This window comes from Uniformispora flossi (assembly GCF_049534875.1).
Classification (GTDB): domain Bacteria; phylum Actinomycetota; class Actinomycetes; order Streptomycetales; family Streptomycetaceae; genus Yinghuangia; species Yinghuangia aomiensis.
Genome location: NZ_JBMULZ010000012.1, coordinates 84,670 through 100,360, shown reverse-complemented (window position 1 = coordinate 100,360; position 15,691 = coordinate 84,670). Strand labels below are relative to the sequence as shown.

Genomic DNA, 15,691 nt, shown 5'->3' with positions numbered 1-15,691 from the left:
ACCCGGCGAGCGGCGGCTCCCGGGATCCGGCCGCTGTTGGCGTTTCAGCGGGGTTTTCCGGGGTTTTCCGGGTTTCTCAGGTTTCCGTGCGTCTCCGCACCGTGCGCCGCACCAGCCCCCATATGTCCGTTTGCTTACGCGTATGTCACCCTTGGGGTCGCTGCAGGCGCGCCACGAACTTGTAGCGGTCGCCGCGGTACACCGAGCGGACCCACTCCACGGGTTCGCCGTCCGTGTCGAAGCTGTGCCGGGACAGGAGCAGCAGCGGCATCCCGACGTCCGTGGACAGCAGCCCGGCCTCGCGCGGGTTGGCGAGGGCGGTCTCGATGGTCTCCTCGGCTTCCGCGAGATGCACGTCGTACGCCTCGCTCAGCGCGGTGTACAGCGACGTGTACCGGTCGAGGGTGCGCCGCAGCGACGGGAAGCGCTTGGTGGACAGGTGCGTCGTCTCGATCGCCATCGGTTCGGCGTTGGCCAGCCGGAGGCGCTCGATGCGCAGCACGCGGTTGCCGGGCCGGACGGCGAGCCGTTCGGCGAGCTGGTCGTCGGCGTTGATGTAGCCGATGTCGATGAGACGGGAGGTCGGTTCGAGGCCCTGGGCCCGCATGTCCTCGGTGTACGAGGTCAGCTGGAGGCTTTGGGCGACCTTGGGCTTGGCGACGAACGTGCCGCGTCCCTGGATGCGTTCCAGGCGGCCTTCGATCACCAGCTCCTGGAGAGCCTGGCGGACGGTGGTCCGGGAGATGTCGAACTCGCCGGCCAGGGTGCGCTCCGGCGGCACGGGGGTGCCTGGCGGCTGGGTCTGGGTGAGTTCGAGCAGGTGCTTCTTGAGTCGGTAGTACTTCGGCTCCCGCGCCGCGCTCTCCGCGCCCTCGCCGCTCTCGCTCGCGTGGTGGTGCTCCGCGCCCGCCGTCGCGGTCGCCCCTTGTTCCGCCGTCACCGGTGCCCTCCTGACACGTTCGGTCCCCATCGTGGCACGACCGCCTCGCGGCGGATGCCCCGGACGGGGTCCTCCGAGAGGTTCTCCGACCGGCCAGGTGTCGGTCGGATAACGGCTGACAGCAGGTCTCTTGCGGAACCTTGACACCCCAATTGGTCTATGCCAACCTCCGGAATGGTCTAAACCATTGGTGGTCACCGCGCAACCCTCGTCCAGGTTCGCACTCCGTATTTCTCCCCCCAGGCGCAAGCCGAAGGCCCGTGGCACACGGCGGGCCGAAGCGGGGAGCGCGAATCCCGCGGCCAGCGGTACCAAGCATCCTGAGGAGGATGGTGTGAAGCGTCGTCTCTTCGTCGCGGCGGGTGTCGCGGCGGCGCTCACCGGCGTTGCCGCCTGCGGCAGCTCGGACAGCGGTGACAAGAAGGACAGCTCGTCCGCCTCGGCCGCGGCGAGCAACGCACCCGCCGACGGGAAGGGCAAGAAGGTCACCGTCTGGGTCATGAAGGGCTCCACGAGCGACGCGTACAACGCGGACCTCAAGGCCAAGTTCGAGGCCGCCCACCCGGGCGCCACCCTGGACATCCAGGTCCAGCAGTGGAACGGCATCGGCCAGAAAATCAGCAGCGCGCTGGCCAGCAACGACGCCCCCGACGTCGTCGAGGCGGGCAACACCCAGATCGCGGGCTACGCGGGCACCGGCGGCGTGTACGACCTGACCTCGAAGGTCGACGAACTGGGCGGCAAGGACTGGATCCCCGGCCTGGCCGGCCCGGGCAAGGTCGACGGCAAGCAGTACGGCATCCCGTTCTACGCGGCCGACCGCGTCGTCATCTACAACAAGGAAGCCTTCACCGCGGCCGGCATCACCCCGCCGAAGACCCGCGCCGAATGGCTCGAGGCCACCAAGAAGCTCAACACCGGCGACCAGCAGGGCATCTACCTGCCCGGCCAGAACTGGTACTTCTACAGCGGCCTGCTGAAGGACGAGGGCGCCGACCTCACCACGAAGGACGGCGACAAGTGGAAGGCCAACGTCGGCACGCCGCAGGGCGCCGCCGCCGCGAACTTCTACAAGGAGCTGGCGTCCTACGGCAAGGGCCCGAAGGACAGCGACGAGAAGACCCAGCCCGAGACGGTGGCCGCGGCCAACGGCAAGATCGCGCAGTTCGTCGCGGTCCCCGGTGAGCTGGCCAACGTCATCAAGGCGAACCCGGCGCTCGCCGGCAAGTACGACTACTTCCCGATCCCGGGCAAGGACGCGGCCAAGCCGGGCGCGAACCTGACCGGCGGCTCCGACCTCTTCATCCCGGAGAAGTCGAAGAACAAGGAACTGGCGTACGACCTCATCAAGCTGATCAACAGCGACGAGTACCAGGTCAAGCTCGCCAAGGAACTCACCTACGTGCCGAGCAAGACCACCCAGGTCACCGCGCTCGAAGGCGTCCCCGGCGCCACCGCGCAGGCCATCGGCGCGCAGAACGGCTTCGTCATCCCGGCCACGGCGTCCGACAACTGGGGCGCGGTCGAGGACGCGAACCCGCTGAAGGCGTACCTGACCAAGGTCCTCACCGGCGGCGACCCGATCGCGGCCGGCAAGGAAGCCGACGAGGCCATCACCAAGGTGCTCAACACCAAGAGCTGACCCGCCGCCGCGGACCGGGGCGCCCGTGCACCGATCCGAACGGCCGAACAGCACCGCGCGTCCGGTCCCGCCGGGGGAACCCTCCCCGGCGGGACCGGACGCAGGCCCGACACCCGACACCGAACGACGGGAAGGCACCAGTGTCCGCCTCGAAGGCAGATGCGGTGGTCGCGACGCCCACGCAGCCCCCGCGGAACGACGCGCCGGCCGGCGAGTCGAACTCCCACAAGCGCCCCCGGCGCAGACGCGGCCCGCTCCAGCTGGTCAGCCCCTACCTGATGGTCGCCCCGGCGGCTCTCGGGATCGTCTTCCTGCTGTTCTATCCCGTGGTCAAGAACGCCATCCTCGGGTTCAAGCACTACGGCAAGAAGGAATTCACCCTCGGCCTGTCGGGCGACTGGGTCGGCTTCGACAACTTCAAGGAGATCTTCCAGGACGACAAGTTCTGGGAGGTCACCAAGCGCAGCTTCTGGTTCACCGGCGTCAACGTCGTCGCGATCATGGTGCTCTCCACGCTGATCGCGCTCATGCTGATGCGCCTCGGCAAGGTCATGCGCATCCTCGTGCTGACCAGCCTCGTCACCGCGTGGGCCATGCCGGTCATCGCGGCCACCACGGTCTTCAAGTGGCTGTTCCGCTCGGACAACGGCATCGTCAACTACCTGCTGGTCAAGCTCGGCTTCGACTCGTTCGACGACTACACGTGGTTCGCGCACGGCTCCTCGACGCTCGTCGTCGTGTTCATCCTGCTCGTCTGGCAGTCGGTGCCGTTCGCGACGCTCACCATCTACGCGGGCCTCACCACCATCCCGACCGAGGTCTACGAGTCCGCCCGGCTGGACGGCGCGGGCCCGGTGCGGATCTTCCGCTCCATCACCTTCCCGATGCTCCGGCCGATCTTCCTGCTGGTGACCTCGCTGGAGATCATCTGGATCTTCAAGAGCTTCGCGCAGATCTGGTCGATCGCCGGCGACAACGGCCCGATCGACGACGTCGCGACGCTTCCGGTCTACGCCTACCAGGTCGGCATGCAGCTCAAGCGCTACGGCGTCGCCGGCGCCATCTCGACGGTCACCGTGCTGCTCATCGCGGCGATGCTCGTCTTCTACTTCCGTCAGTTGTTCAAGCAAGAGCGGGAGGCCGAAAAGTGAAGGCCCTGAAGCCTCTGAAGCCCGGCGCCCTGAAACGCGTCCCGCTCAACCTCGCGGCACTGATCACCTTCGTGGTGATGATCTTCCCCGTGTACTGGATGCTGCTGACGGCATTCCGGCCCGCCAAGGAAATCGGCGCGGACACTCCCAAGTTCCTGCCGTCGTCGCTGACCTTCGAGCACTTCAAGAGCGCCGTCGACGTCAAGAACTTCTGGGACTACTGGACCAACAGCCTCCTCGTCGCCATCGGCGGTGTCGGACTGTCGCTGGTCATCGCGTGCTTCGCGGCGTTTGCCGTGGCCCGCATGCAGTGGCCCGGCCGCGCGCAGTTCATCCTCATGGTGTTCATCGCCCAGATGGCGCCCTGGGAAGCGCTGATGATCCCGATGTTCCTCATCGGCCGTGACCAGGACCTGCTCAACTCGCTGCCGTTCCTCACCGCCATCTATTTCGTGATGACGCTGCCGTTCGCGATCGTCACGCTCCGTGGGTTCCTCGGCAACATCCCCGTCGAGCTGGAGGAAGCCGCGCGCGTCGACGGCTGCACGCGGTTCGGCGCGTTCCGCCGCGTCGTGTTCCCGCTGCTCGCCCCCGGCCTGCTGTCCACGTCGCTGTTCGGCTTCATCACCGCGTGGAACGAGTTCGCGTTCGCCAACGCGCTGCTGTTCTCCGACCCCAAGCAGCAGACGCTGCCCAAGTGGCTGAACGACTTCAGCAACGGGCTCACCGTCGACTGGGGCGCCACCATGGCCGCCGCGTCGCTGTTCATGCTGCCGGTCCTGCTGATCTTCCTGGTGCTGCAAGGCAAAGTCTCCGGCGGTCTCACCTCCGGCGCGGTCAAGGGCTAGGGCTGATATCTCGATGTCGCACGCGTCGCACCACCTCGAACGTCTCGCCCTGACCGTCCTCCAGCCCGGCTTCGCCGGCACCGAGGCACCCGACTGGGTCCGCCGCCGGATCGGCGAAGGCCTCGGCTCGGTCGGACTCTTCGGCCGCAACATCCACTCCGCCGACCAGGTCGCCGCGCTCACCGCCGCCCTCCGCAAGGAGAAGGAGGACATCCTCGTCGCCGTCGACGAGGAAGGCGGCGACGTCACCCGCCTCGAAGTCGGCACCGGCAGCTCTTGGCCGGGCAACCTCGCCCTCGGCGTGGTCGACGACCCCGGCCTGACCCGCGACGTCGCCACCGGCCTCGGCCGCGACCTGGCGCGCTGCGGCATCACCTTCAACTGGGGCCCGGACGCCGACGTCAACTCCAACGCCGACAACCCGGTCATCGGCGTCCGCTCGTTCGGCGCCGACCCGGAACTCGTCGCCCGGCACACCGTCGCCTACGTCGAAGGACTCCAGGCCACCGGCGTCGCCGCATGCGTCAAACACTTCCCCGGACACGGCGACACCGCGGTCGACTCCCACCTCGGACTGCCGCGCGTCGACGCGTCACGAGAACTCCTCGACGCCCGCGACCTGCTGCCGTTCCGCGCGGCCATCGCCGCGGGCGCCAAGGCCGTCATGTCCGCGCACATCGTGCTGCCCGCCTACGACGACACGCACCCCGCGACGCTCAGCCGCGCCATCCTCACCGGACTGCTCCGCGAGGAACTGGGCTTCGACGGCCTGATCGTCACCGACGGCATCGAAATGGGCGCCATCGCCGACACCTACGGCATCGCCGACGGCACCGTCCGCGCGCTCGCCGCCGGTGCCGACGCGGTGTGCGTCGGCGGCGGACTGTGCGACGAGGACACCGTCCTGCTGCTGCGCGACGCGATCGTCGCCGCCGTCCGGGAAGGCCGCCTCGCCGAGGACCGCCTCGCCGACGCCGCCCGCCGGGTCGGCGAACTCGCCGCTTGGACCACGTCCGTCGCGGCCCGCGGCGGACCGGCCGGCGACCACGCGGTCGGCCTGGCCGCGGCCCGCCGCGCGATCCGCGTGGACGGCGCCTTCACGCCGCTGAGCGGCCCGGCGCACGTCCTCGAACTCACCTCGCAGGCCAACATCGCGGTCGGCGACCGCACCCCGTGGGGCGTCGGCGCGTACCTCGCCGACGCGCTGCCCGGCACCACCGTCGCCCGCCCCGGCCTCCGCGCCTTCGGTCTCGTCGACGGCCAACTCGCCGCCGCCGCGGGACGGCCGCTCGTGGTCGTCGTCCGCGACCTGCACCGCAACATCTCGGCAGCCGACCTGCTCGCCGGAATCGTCGCGGCCCGGCCCGACACCGTCGTCGTGGAAATGGGCCTGCCTTACGGTGATGCCCAGGGACTGACCCGAGTCTCCACACACGGCGCCGCACGCGTGTGCGGCATCGCCGCGGCAGAAACCCTCACCGGGCGAACCCTCGGTTGAGTCCGACCGGCTCGACCGACGAACTCGGCTGCTTCGGCAGCACCGACGGAAGGCACGACAGACCATGTCGACGATGTCGACCAACACCGATGCCGCAACGCCGCGCGGCGGGATCATGTCCGCCGAGATGGCCGAGCAGCCGCAGGTACTGCGCCGAATCCTGACCGAGGGCGCGCCGCGCATCCGCGCGGTCGCCGCGGAGATCGCCGCCCGCAACCCGCGCTTCGTGCTGCTCACGGCGCGCGGGACCAGCGACAACGCGGCCCTGTACGCGAAGTACTTGATCGAGGTGCTGCTGGGCAAGCCCGCCGGGCTGACCTCGATGTCGACGACGACCGCCTACGGCGCGGAACCCGACCTGACGGACTGCCTGGTGATCACCGTCAGCCAGTCCGGCGGCTCGCCCGACCTGGTGGCGTCCACCGAGGCCGCGCGCAAGGCCGGGGCGGTCACGCTCGCCGTCACCAACAACGCGGAGTCGCCGCTGGCCGCGGTGTCCGAGTTCCACATCGACGTCCTGGCCGGCCCGGAGAAGGCGCTGCCGGCGACGAAGACGTACACCGCCGAACTGCTGGCGCTCTACCTGCTGGTCGAGGGCCTGCGCGGCGGCGACGGCGCGGCCGCGGCGGACCTGCCGGACCTCGCCGCGGGGATCCTCGCGCGGCAGTCCGAGGTCGCGGAGATCGCCCAGCGGTACCGGTTCGCGCAGCGGCTGGTCCTCACGTCGCGCGGCTACGGCTACCCGACGGCGCGGGAAGCCGCGCTGAAGATCATGGAGACCAGCTACATTCCCGCGCAGCCGTTCTCCGGCGCCGACCTGCTGCACGGCCCGCTGGCGATGGTGGACAACGTCAGCCCGGTGGTCGCCGTGGTGCCGGACGGGCGCGCGGGGGAGGCCCTCCAGCCGGTGCTGGAACGGCTGCGGGGCCGCGGCGCGGACCTGATGGTGGTCGGGCAGGCCGATCAGGTGGCGCACGCGAGCGCGGGCTTCGCGCTGCCGTCGGGGGTGGCGGAGGAAGTGCAGCCGATCCTGGAGATCCTGCCGCTGCAGCTGCTGGCGTACGAGGTGACGATGGCGCGGGGCCTGGACCCGGACGCGCCGCGGGCGCTGGCGAAGGTGACGGAGACGCACTGACCGCACGGTCGCACTGACCGCACGGACGCGCTGACGCATCCACGACTGTACGACGGCTCCGGCCCGCCCCAGCCTCCCTGGGGCGGGCCGGAGCCGTTCCGGCCGGATGGCCTAGACCTCGGGGAGGGAAGGGTCGGGTGTCCACAGGGCCGGCGCGGTGAGGGACCAGCGTTCGTGGTCGCGCCAGGCGCCGTCGATGAACAGGTAGTCGTGCGACAGCCCCTCGTACCGGAAGCCCAGCCGTTGCGCCAAAGCCGACGACGCCTTGTTTTCCGGCTGGATGTTCGCTTCGAGCCGGTGGAGCCGCAGGTCTTCGAACGCGTACCGGAGGGCGAGGGCGAGGCCCTCGGTCATGTAGCCGCGTCCCGCCGACGGCGCGAACGCCGCATAGCCGAGCGATGCGCCCTGGTAGCGGCCCCGGATGACCGAGTTGATGTTGACCATGCCGGCGGCTTCGCCGGTCTCCCGCACGCGGACCAGGAATCCCAGGTTGGTGCCGTCGGCGAAGCGGTCCATCCAGAGCCGGAAGTCCTCCGCCGTCGCGGGAAGCCGCATCCAGGGGTGATGGAGATCGGTGCTGGCGCGTACGAGGGTGCAGAACTCGTCCTCGTCGGCGTTCGTGAGCGGGCGGAGTTCCACCCGAGGCGGCGTCGTGGACATCCGGCCATGCTAGGCGCGGCGGCACGCAAGCGGGCGCCGGACCGCGGGGGTGGTCCGGCGCCCGTCGTGCGTTCCGTTCCGCTGCGGTGGCAGCCGCGCGTGCGGAACGAAAGTGGTGGCGGCCTTCAGTGCGGCTGCGGCCGCCACCACGTCCGGTCGGTCTGGCTGCGCCAGGCCTGCGTCATGCCTGCCTCATGCCTGGTCGGCCTCGTAGGCCGACTCCCCGCCGACCCAGGTCCTTCGCACCGTCAAGTCGTCGTCCCACCACACCAGGTCGGCCCATGCGCCCGGCGCGATGCGCCCCAGGTCCTCGCGGCCCAGCGCATCGGCCGGGACCGTCGACGCCGAGCCGACGACTTCGGCGAGGCCGTGGCCGAGGCCGGCGAGGTTGCGCACCGCCTGGTCGAGGGTGAGCGCCGAGCCCGCGATCGTCCCGTCCGGGTTGCGCGGTACGTCGCCCTCGGTGAGCGTGACGTCGACGTCGCCGAGGCGGTAGCGGCCGGGCGGCATGCCGGCGGCGGCCATCGCGTCGGTGACCAGCGCGGTGCGCGGACCGGCGATGCGCATCACCAGCGAGCACACCGCGGGCACGACGTGGTGCAGGTCGGCGATCAGGCCGGGGGTGAGCCGTTCGTCGGTGAGGGCCGCGCCGACCACGCCGGGTTCGCGGTGGCCGAGGCCGCGCATCGCGTTGAACAGGTGGGTCACGAGCGTGGCGCCCGCGTCCGCGGCCTGGCCGATCTCGGCGGCGGTCGCGTTGCTGTGCCCGAGGGAGACCTTGATGCCGGCCGCGGTGAAGCGGCGTACCGCGTCGAGGCCGCCGGGCAGTTCCGGGGCGAGCGTGACGAGCGCGAGGACGTCGCGCACCTCGTCCCGGTCGAGCAGCCGGGAGACCAGCGCGGGCTCGGGCTCGCGCAGGTACTCCTTCGGGTGGGTGCCGGCCTTGGCCGGGGACAGGAACGGCCCTTCCAGGTGGACGCCGAGCACCCGGGCGGCGCGTTGCGCCGCCAACGCCGCCCGGGTGGCGTGCGCCCTGGTCAGCGCGTCGACCAGGGTGTCGAGGTCGCCGGTGATGAAGGTGGGCAGGAACGCCGTGACACCGGTGGACGCGAGGCGTTCCGCGACCGCGCGCCACTCGTCCGGGGACGCGGCCACGAAGTCGGCGCCGAAAGCCCCGTTGACCTGCAGGTCGACGAGGCCGGGAGTCAGGATGCCGTGGGGGAGCGCGAGGTGGTCGGGGCCCGGCGGGGGAACGGTCTCGTCGACGCGGACGATCCGGCCGTCCTCGACCACGACGGCGGCGGGCCCGGAAAGGCGGCCGCCGACGAGCACCCGAGGTGCCGAGATGGTGCCCACGCGCGGTCCTTCCCTCAACGGTCCTCTACCCCGGCGGGTGCGACGTCCGCCGGGGTAGAGACTCCTGGATCAGAGCAACGCGGACCATTGTGGTTCAGACCAATCTCAGATGTCTAGACCAATCGCGCGCGTTGCCCGGAAGACCGTCTCGGCCGCTCCTCTTGCCCGCTTTTGCGCCGCCCGCTCACACCGCCTTCGCGAGCACGTCCAGCGCCCGCGCCACGTCGGCGTCGGTCAGGTCCGCGCGGGCCGCCAGCCGCAGCCGGGAGATGCCGTCCGGCACCGACGGCGGGCGGAAGCAGCCCACCCGCACGCCCGCGTCGGCGCACCGCGCGGCCGCCGCGAACGCCGCGTCCGGCTCGCCCACCAGCACGGATGCCACGGCGCCCGACGGCGTCGTGGCGTTCAGCCCCAGCGCGCGGGCGCCCTCGGCCAGCTCCAGCGCACGCCGCCGCACGCCGTCCGCCAGCTCCGGCTGCTCGCGCAGCATCCGCAGGCTCTCCAGCGCCGCCGCCGCGGACACCGGGGCCAAGGCCGTGTCGAAAATGAACGGCCGCGCGGTGTCGACCAAGTGGTCGACGACACGTTGCGGGCCGACGACCGCGCCGCCCTGCGAGCCCATCGACTTCGACAGGGTGACCGTGCGCAGCACGTCGTCGGCGTACGCCAGGCCGGCCTCGTGCACCGCACCGCGGCCGCCCGCGCCGACCACGCCGAGGCCGTGCGCCTCGTCGACGAGCAGGACGGCGTTGTGGCGCCGTACGACGGCCGCCAGCTCGGCCAGGGGGGCGAGGTCCCCGTCCACCGAGAAAACCGCGTCCACGACCACCAGGGCCCGTTCCTCGGCCCGGTCCGCGAGCACCGCGGCGACCGCCTCGACGTCGCAGTGCGGCGTGATGGCCACGCGGGCGCGCGACAGGCGGCACGCGTCGACGATCGACGCGTGGTTGACCGCGTCCGACACGACCAGGTCGCCGCGGCCGACCAGGGACGTGATCGCGGCGATGTTCGCGAGGTAGCCGGAGGAGAACACCAGGGATGCCTCGGCGCCCGAGTGCGCGGCCAGCTCGGTCTCCAGCTCGGCGTGCAGCTCCGTCGACCCGGTCACCAGCCGCGACCCGGTCGAGCCCGCGCCCCACGCGGCCACCGCGGCGGCGGAGGCGGCCAGGACGCGCGGATGCCGGGCCAGCCCCAGGTAGTCGTTTCCGGCCAGGTCGAGGACTCCCGGCTCGTCCGCCGGACGCGGCCGCACGCGGCGCCGCAGGCCCGCCGCGACGCGCTCCTTCTCGTTGGCGTCCAGCCAGTCCAGGGGGTGGCCGCCGGACGGTGCGGGCGCGTCCGCGCCGGCCGGGGGATGGTTCTCGGACACGTCGACCTCCGAACGGTGATCCGGGCCGCACGCGGCGGTCCCGGTGCCGCCCGGCCGCCGCCGGGCGTTACGGGCATCCTGACAGAGGTCGGACGGAACGCCGGAGTTACGCTCGGCACGTGCGCTCCCTGAACAACCTCGTCCGCAACTACGGCGACCTCCCGCCGGACGACCTCGAATGGCTGCACCTGCTGGTCTCCGAATGGCAGCTGCTGGCCGACCTGTCGTTCGCCGACCTGGTGCTGTGGGTGCCGACCAGCGACGGACGCTATGTCGCGGTTGCCCAGATGCGTCCCAATACCGGGGCGACCTCGCACCAGGACGACCTGGTCGGCGACTTCGTGTCCCGCGGTGAGCGCCCGATGCTGGACGTCGCCTGCGACGAAGGCCGCATCGTCCGCGAAGGCGACCCCGAGTGGCGCGACGACGTCCCGGTGCGGGTCGAGGCGATCCCCGTCCGCCGCGACGGCCGCGTCATCGGTGTGATCGCCCGCAACACCAACCTCCTCACCGCGCGCACCCCGAGCCGGCTCGAACTCACCTACCTGCAGAGCGCCGCCGATCTGGCGCAAATGATCGCCTCGGGGTTCTTCCCCTACAAGGGCGAGCAGGTCGACATGGACGCCTCCCCGCGCGTCGGCGACGGCCTCATCCGCCTCGACGCCGAAGGCTTCGTGCTCTACGCGAGCCCCAACGCGCTGTCCGCATACCACCGCATCGGCCTGACCAGCGACCTGGTGGGCTGCCACCTCGGCCGCACCACCGCGGAACTCGCCCCGGCGGAAGGCGCCGTCGACGAGGCGATCTCCGCGGTCGCCAGCGGCTGGGCGCCCCGCGAGACCGAGGTCGAGACGAGCGCCGGCGTCGTGCAGCTCCGCGCGATCCCGCTCAAGCCGCGCGGCGCCCGCATCGGTGCGATCGTGCTGCTCCGCGACGTGACCGAACTCCGCCGCCGGGAACGCGAACTCATCACCAAGGACGCGACCATCCGGGAGATCCACCACCGGGTGAAGAACAACCTGCAGACGGTCGCCGCCCTGCTCCGCCTGCAAGCCCGCCGCATGGATGCGCCGCAGGCCAGGGCCGCTCTGGAGGAAGCGGTCCGGCGCGTGGGCTCGATCGCGATCGTGCACGAGACCCTGTCGCAGACCCTGGACGAGCGGGTCGACTTCGACGAGATCGCGGACCGCGTGCTCAGCATGGTGACCGAGGTCGCCGCGTCGGCGGTCCGGGTGCGGACCGCGCGGCACGGCAGCTTCGGCGAACTCATCGCGGAGACCGCGACCCCGCTCGCGATGGTGCTCACCGAACTGCTGCAGAACGCCCTGGAGCACGCCTTCGACACGCACTCGGGCAGCCTGGAGATCACCGCCAAGCGGGAGAACGAGCGGCTGATCATCACCGTGGCCGACGACGGCTCGGGCCTGCCGGCCGACTTCGACCCGCAGGTGTCCGGCAACCTCGGCCTGCAGATCGTCCGCACCCTGGTGGGCAGCGAACTCGGCGGTCGCTTCGACATGACGTCCCGGGAGACCGGCGGCACGGTCGTCACCCTGGACTTCCCGGTCCGGCAGCGCGCCCGCGGCTGACCGGGGGGCCGGGCCGCGGAGAACGGCCGGGCGCCGGAAACGCACCGGGACCGGCCGAAGCCGGTCCCGGAAACGGCAACGCCCCGGGCCGCGGTCCTGGGGACCGGCGCCGGGGCGTTGCCGAAATTCAGTGTTGGTGCCGTGGAGATCCGGAATGCAGGGGATCAGGCAGAGGCGCGTGCGCGGTTGCGCGCGGCACGGCGCTTGAGCGCGCGGCGCTCGTCTTCGCTCATCCCACCCCAGACGCCCGCGTCCTGACCGGACTCGAGGGCCCACTGGAGGCACGCTTCCATCTCGGGGCAGCGACGGCACACGGCCTTCGCCTCCTCGATCTGCAGCAGCGCCGGACCGGTGTTACCGATCGGGAAGAACAGCTCCGGGTCTTCGTCACGGCAGGCGGCACGGTGGCGCCAGTCCATGCGGTCCAACTCCTCGTCAACGGGCGAAGCTTGTGGCCTCGCCAAGTTTCGGCTTGTGAATGTGAACGCTTTCACGAATCCCCCAACAACGTAAGGGCCGACAATGTCGGTCCCTCGGGTTTGGTGGTGGAGTCGGGCGGAGAGAATCTGCCTTTCGGGCTTGTCCTGCCGCCACGTAGAGCCTGACAAACCTGGGGCGCGGACACAACCCCTCTTGCGAAGGATTTTTTGATTCGTCGGTGTCGGGTAGGTCACACCCCTACTTCCAAGGAGCGAAGGGGCTTCCACATTCGACTGAAAGGCCGAATGGTCCTTTCACTCACACAATCACACGCAGTGCATGAGGAACGCCCCGGAAGGTCACACTGCGATGTTGCCCCAGGTGGTCGCCGTCGACTTGAAGCGACACCGCCTCGTCAGCCCCAAGAGTGAACGTTGCGCAGTCGTGCAGTGACACTACGTGACGTCCTTGCGGCGCACGCCCAGGTGCGTCTCCCGACGAAGCCAACATGCGGCGCAGGTGCCGCAACGTGGGGAGCGTCGCCATCTTGGTCAGACCGAAGAGGTCGAGACCCGTATCGAACGACGCGTCGGGACACGCGTGCACCGGACGGTCGCCGAGGAATGTCCAGGGGCTGGTGTTCTGCACAATGCCGAGACACAGGCCCCGGACCGGCTCGCGGCCCGGTTCCTCCAGTGTGAGGGGACCGGACCGCCTCGTGCCACCACTTCGGTAAAACCTGCGCATCGCGGACCGTACATACAACCCGTGCGTGGACTTCCGGCCTTCCGCGCGGCGCCGTTCGACCCGTGCCACGACGTCGGCGTCGAAGCCGAGACCCGCGCAGAACAGGAACCAGCGGTCGTCCGCCATGCCCAGGCCGATGCGCCGGCTGCGGCCGGTGCGCAGCGCGTCCAAGAGGACGCCGGTCGCCTCGACCGGGTCGTTCGGCATCCCCAAAGCGCGGGCGAACACATTGGTGCTGCCGCCGGGGACGACCGCGACCGCGGGCAGGTCGGGGGAGGGACCGTCGGCGAGTATCCCGTTTGCGACCTCGTTGACCGTGCCGTCGCCGCCGAGCGCGATCACCACGTCGACGTTCTCGCGGGCGGCCGCGCGGGCGAGTTCCCCGGCGTGGCCCCGGTGCCCGGTGGTGGCGACGTCGAGCTTGAGGTCGCTCGCCAGTGCGTGCGCCAGGACGTCCCGCATCCGTTCGCTGGTGGTCGTGGCCTTCGGGTTCACGACGAGGAGGGCACGCATGTACGACAGAGTAACTTCGCCGCCCCGCCCGGCGGCGGCCCGGTGCCGGCCCTCTTCCGGCTCTCTTCCGGCCCTGTTCCGGCCTTCGTCCGGCCCGGGCGGGCGCGGGTGCGGACCCCGCTGCGCGTCCGTCTACCCTCGTGGGGTGATGACTGAAGCCGCCCCCGCCTCCCGGTCCGCCCTCCGGTCACTGCCCGCGAGCTTCCGGGTGGCGACCGGAATCGTCGCGCTGGAGACCGTGATCGGTCTCGGTTTCGCCCTGTATCTGCTGCTGGCCAGCGTGTTCGGGCACCCGGTGCACCGCGACAAGGGCATCAGCGAAGGCGCGTACCTGCTGGTCCTGGGGCTGGGCATGCTCGCGACCGTGGTCGGCATGGTGCGTGGGCGGCGGTGGAGCCGGTCGCCGGCGATCACCATCAACCTCATCGTGCTCGGCATCGGCTACTGGATGATCAGCGGCAGCGGACGCTGGGCGGTCGGCGCGGTCATCGCCGCGGTCGGCGTCGGGGCGATCGGGATCCTGGTCCGGCCGAGCCTCTACCAGGCCCTGGAGAAGCTGCACGACGAGCGCCGGGCGCCGACCGACGGCTGAGCCCGCGCGGGGGGCGCCGGGCGGGAGGCCGGAGCCACAGACACACCGGCACCCAGGCGCACAGCCACTCAGGCACACAGGCACACAGGCACACAGAAACGCGGTCCGGGTGATCCCGGACCGCGTTGTCGTTCCGCGGGGGCGTCCTGCCCCCGGCGGCTACTCCTCGACCAGGAGGCGTTCGCGCAGCTGCGCGAGGGTGCGCGCGAGCAGTCGGGAGACGTGCATCTGCGAGATGCCGACCTCCTGCGCGATCTGCGACTGCGTCATGTTGCCGAAGAACCGCAGCAGCAGGATGCGCTTCTCGCGCGGCGGCAGCTGCTCCAGCAGCGGCTTGAGCGACTCGCGGTACTCGACGCCTTCCAGCGCCTCGTCTTCCGAGCCGAGTGTGTCCGCGACCGCGGGCGACTCGTCGTCGGTGTCCGGCACGTCCAGCGAGAGCGTGCTGTACGCGTTCGCGGACTCCAGGCCTTCGAGCACCTCTTCTTCGGAGATGCCCAGGTGCCCGGCGAGTTCGGCGACCGTCGGGGAACGGCCGTTGCGCTGCGACAGCTCGGCGGTCGCGGCGGTCAGCGACAGCCGCAGCTCCTGGAGGCGGCGCGGCACGCGGACCGCCCAGCCCTTGTCGCGGAAGTGCCGCTTGATCTCGCCGACGATCGTGGGGGTCGCGTAGGTGGAGAACTCCACGCCGCGGTCCGGGTCGAACCGGTCGACGGACTTGATCAGCCCGATGGTGGCGACCTGCACGAGGTCGTCGAGCGGCTCGCCGCGGTTGCGGAACCGGCGTGCCAGGTGCTCGACCAGGGGCAGGTGCATCTCCACCAGGCGGTCCCGGATCACCCGGCGGTCCGGGTCGTCCGGGGGCAGTTTGGCGAGCTGCGCGAACATGCCCTTGGCGAGTTCGCGCTCGTGCTGCGAGTGGCCGCCGCCCGGCCGGCGCCGACCGGGCGTGCCGACCGCCGCCGTGCCGTCGTCCTTGGGGTCGGCGGCTTCGTCGGCGTTACCGGTATTGCCGGTACTGCCAGTACTGCCAGTACTGCCGTTGTCCGGGTCCGCGGTGCCGTGCGCGTCGGCCTCTGCGGCGCCTTCCGAGGCGCCTTCGGGGACGCTGCCGGCCGGGTGGAGCGGGTCGGTCTCGTGCGTTTCCTCCGGCGCCGCGGCCTCGGCCGCGGTCACCCGCGTGTCACTGACCATGTCGGCCTCCCGGGCCCCGTCCTCCGGAGCGGATTCG

At 71.0% G+C, this 15,691-nt stretch carries 14 protein-coding genes; 7 read left to right on the top strand and 7 right to left on the bottom strand.

The annotated features are described in order from the left end of the window. Nucleotides 1–145 precede the first annotated feature (145 nt). Complete coding sequence (locus tag ACPA54_RS24775) at nucleotides 146–970, bottom strand: GntR family transcriptional regulator (RefSeq protein WP_423533237.1); 825 nt, start codon at nucleotides 968–970, stop codon at nucleotides 146–148. A gap of 304 nt (nucleotides 971–1,274) precedes the next feature. On the opposite strand from ACPA54_RS24775, the gene ACPA54_RS24770 reads away from it, so the two are divergent. The 5 genes from ACPA54_RS24770 to ACPA54_RS24750 all read left to right on the top strand — a co-directional run bounded on the left by ACPA54_RS24770 (nucleotide 1,275) and on the right by ACPA54_RS24750 (nucleotide 7,214). Beyond that, nucleotides 1,275–2,582 carry an extracellular solute-binding protein gene (locus ACPA54_RS24770; RefSeq protein ID WP_423533235.1) on the top strand — a complete coding sequence of 436 codons (1,308 nt, stop codon included), beginning with the start codon at nucleotides 1,275–1,277 and terminating at the stop codon, nucleotides 2,580–2,582. A 140-nt stretch (nucleotides 2,583–2,722) separates the two neighbouring features. After that, nucleotides 2,723–3,733, top strand: coding sequence for a carbohydrate ABC transporter permease (locus tag ACPA54_RS24765; protein WP_345673882.1), 1,011 nt, complete (start codon nucleotides 2,723–2,725; stop codon nucleotides 3,731–3,733). Between the two features lie 14 nt (nucleotides 3,734–3,747). After that, entirely contained in the window at nucleotides 3,748–4,581 is an 834-nt protein-coding gene (locus ACPA54_RS24760; protein WP_423533458.1) for a carbohydrate ABC transporter permease, read from the top strand. A gap of 13 nt (nucleotides 4,582–4,594) precedes the next feature. Next, nucleotides 4,595–6,079 carry a glycoside hydrolase family 3 protein gene (locus tag ACPA54_RS24755; protein ID WP_423533233.1) on the top strand — a complete coding sequence of 495 codons (1,485 nt, stop codon included), beginning with the start codon at nucleotides 4,595–4,597 and terminating at the stop codon, nucleotides 6,077–6,079. A gap of 73 nt (nucleotides 6,080–6,152) precedes the next feature. Beyond that, nucleotides 6,153–7,214, top strand: coding sequence for an SIS domain-containing protein (locus tag ACPA54_RS24750; RefSeq protein WP_423533231.1), 1,062 nt, complete (start codon nucleotides 6,153–6,155; stop codon nucleotides 7,212–7,214). A gap of 111 nt (nucleotides 7,215–7,325) precedes the next feature. On the opposite strand, the gene ACPA54_RS24745 is transcribed toward ACPA54_RS24750, so the two are convergent. The 3 genes from ACPA54_RS24745 to ACPA54_RS24735 form a co-directional block, all read right to left on the bottom strand. Continuing rightward, on the bottom strand, nucleotides 7,326–7,874 hold the full coding sequence (locus ACPA54_RS24745) for a GNAT family N-acetyltransferase (protein WP_423533230.1): 549 nt from the start codon (nucleotides 7,872–7,874) through the stop codon (nucleotides 7,326–7,328). 192 nt (nucleotides 7,875–8,066) lie between these two features. Then, the gene (gene nagA, locus ACPA54_RS24740) at nucleotides 8,067–9,230 is read right to left on the bottom strand and encodes an N-acetylglucosamine-6-phosphate deacetylase (protein WP_423533228.1); all 1,164 of its coding nucleotides are present in this window, start codon (nucleotides 9,228–9,230) and stop codon (nucleotides 8,067–8,069) included. Between the two features lie 184 nt (nucleotides 9,231–9,414). Beyond that, nucleotides 9,415–10,599, bottom strand: coding sequence for an 8-amino-7-oxononanoate synthase (locus ACPA54_RS24735; RefSeq protein WP_423533226.1), 1,185 nt, complete (start codon nucleotides 10,597–10,599; stop codon nucleotides 9,415–9,417). A 128-nt stretch (nucleotides 10,600–10,727) separates the two neighbouring features. Here ACPA54_RS24735 and ACPA54_RS24730 point away from each other — a divergent pair, with 128 nt between their 5' ends. After that, the gene (locus tag ACPA54_RS24730; RefSeq protein WP_423533456.1) at nucleotides 10,728–12,188 is read left to right on the top strand and encodes a sensor histidine kinase; all 1,461 of its coding nucleotides are present in this window, start codon (nucleotides 10,728–10,730) and stop codon (nucleotides 12,186–12,188) included. A 164-nt stretch (nucleotides 12,189–12,352) separates the two neighbouring features. On the opposite strand, the gene ACPA54_RS24725 is transcribed toward ACPA54_RS24730, so the two are convergent. Together ACPA54_RS24725 and ACPA54_RS24720 are read right to left on the bottom strand one after the other, a co-directional pair. Beyond that, nucleotides 12,353–12,607, bottom strand: a complete 255-nt coding sequence (locus tag ACPA54_RS24725) for a WhiB family transcriptional regulator (protein WP_231778498.1) — start codon at nucleotides 12,605–12,607, stop codon at nucleotides 12,353–12,355. Nucleotides 12,608–12,926: 319 nt separating this feature from the next. Further along, nucleotides 12,927–13,868, bottom strand: coding sequence for a diacylglycerol/lipid kinase family protein (locus tag ACPA54_RS24720; RefSeq protein WP_423533224.1), 942 nt, complete (start codon nucleotides 13,866–13,868; stop codon nucleotides 12,927–12,929). Between the two features lie 148 nt (nucleotides 13,869–14,016). Between ACPA54_RS24720 and ACPA54_RS24715 the strand changes: the two genes are divergently transcribed. Then, the gene (locus ACPA54_RS24715) at nucleotides 14,017–14,460 is read left to right on the top strand and encodes a hypothetical protein (RefSeq protein ID WP_423533223.1); all 444 of its coding nucleotides are present in this window, start codon (nucleotides 14,017–14,019) and stop codon (nucleotides 14,458–14,460) included. Between the two features lie 159 nt (nucleotides 14,461–14,619). Here the strand turns inward: ACPA54_RS24715 and ACPA54_RS24710 are convergent, their stop codons facing one another. Continuing rightward, nucleotides 14,620–15,654 (bottom strand): RNA polymerase sigma factor SigF, encoded by a 1,035-nt coding sequence (locus ACPA54_RS24710; RefSeq protein ID WP_423533221.1) that lies wholly within the window; start codon nucleotides 15,652–15,654, stop codon nucleotides 14,620–14,622. Nucleotides 15,655–15,691: the final 37 nt, after the last annotated feature.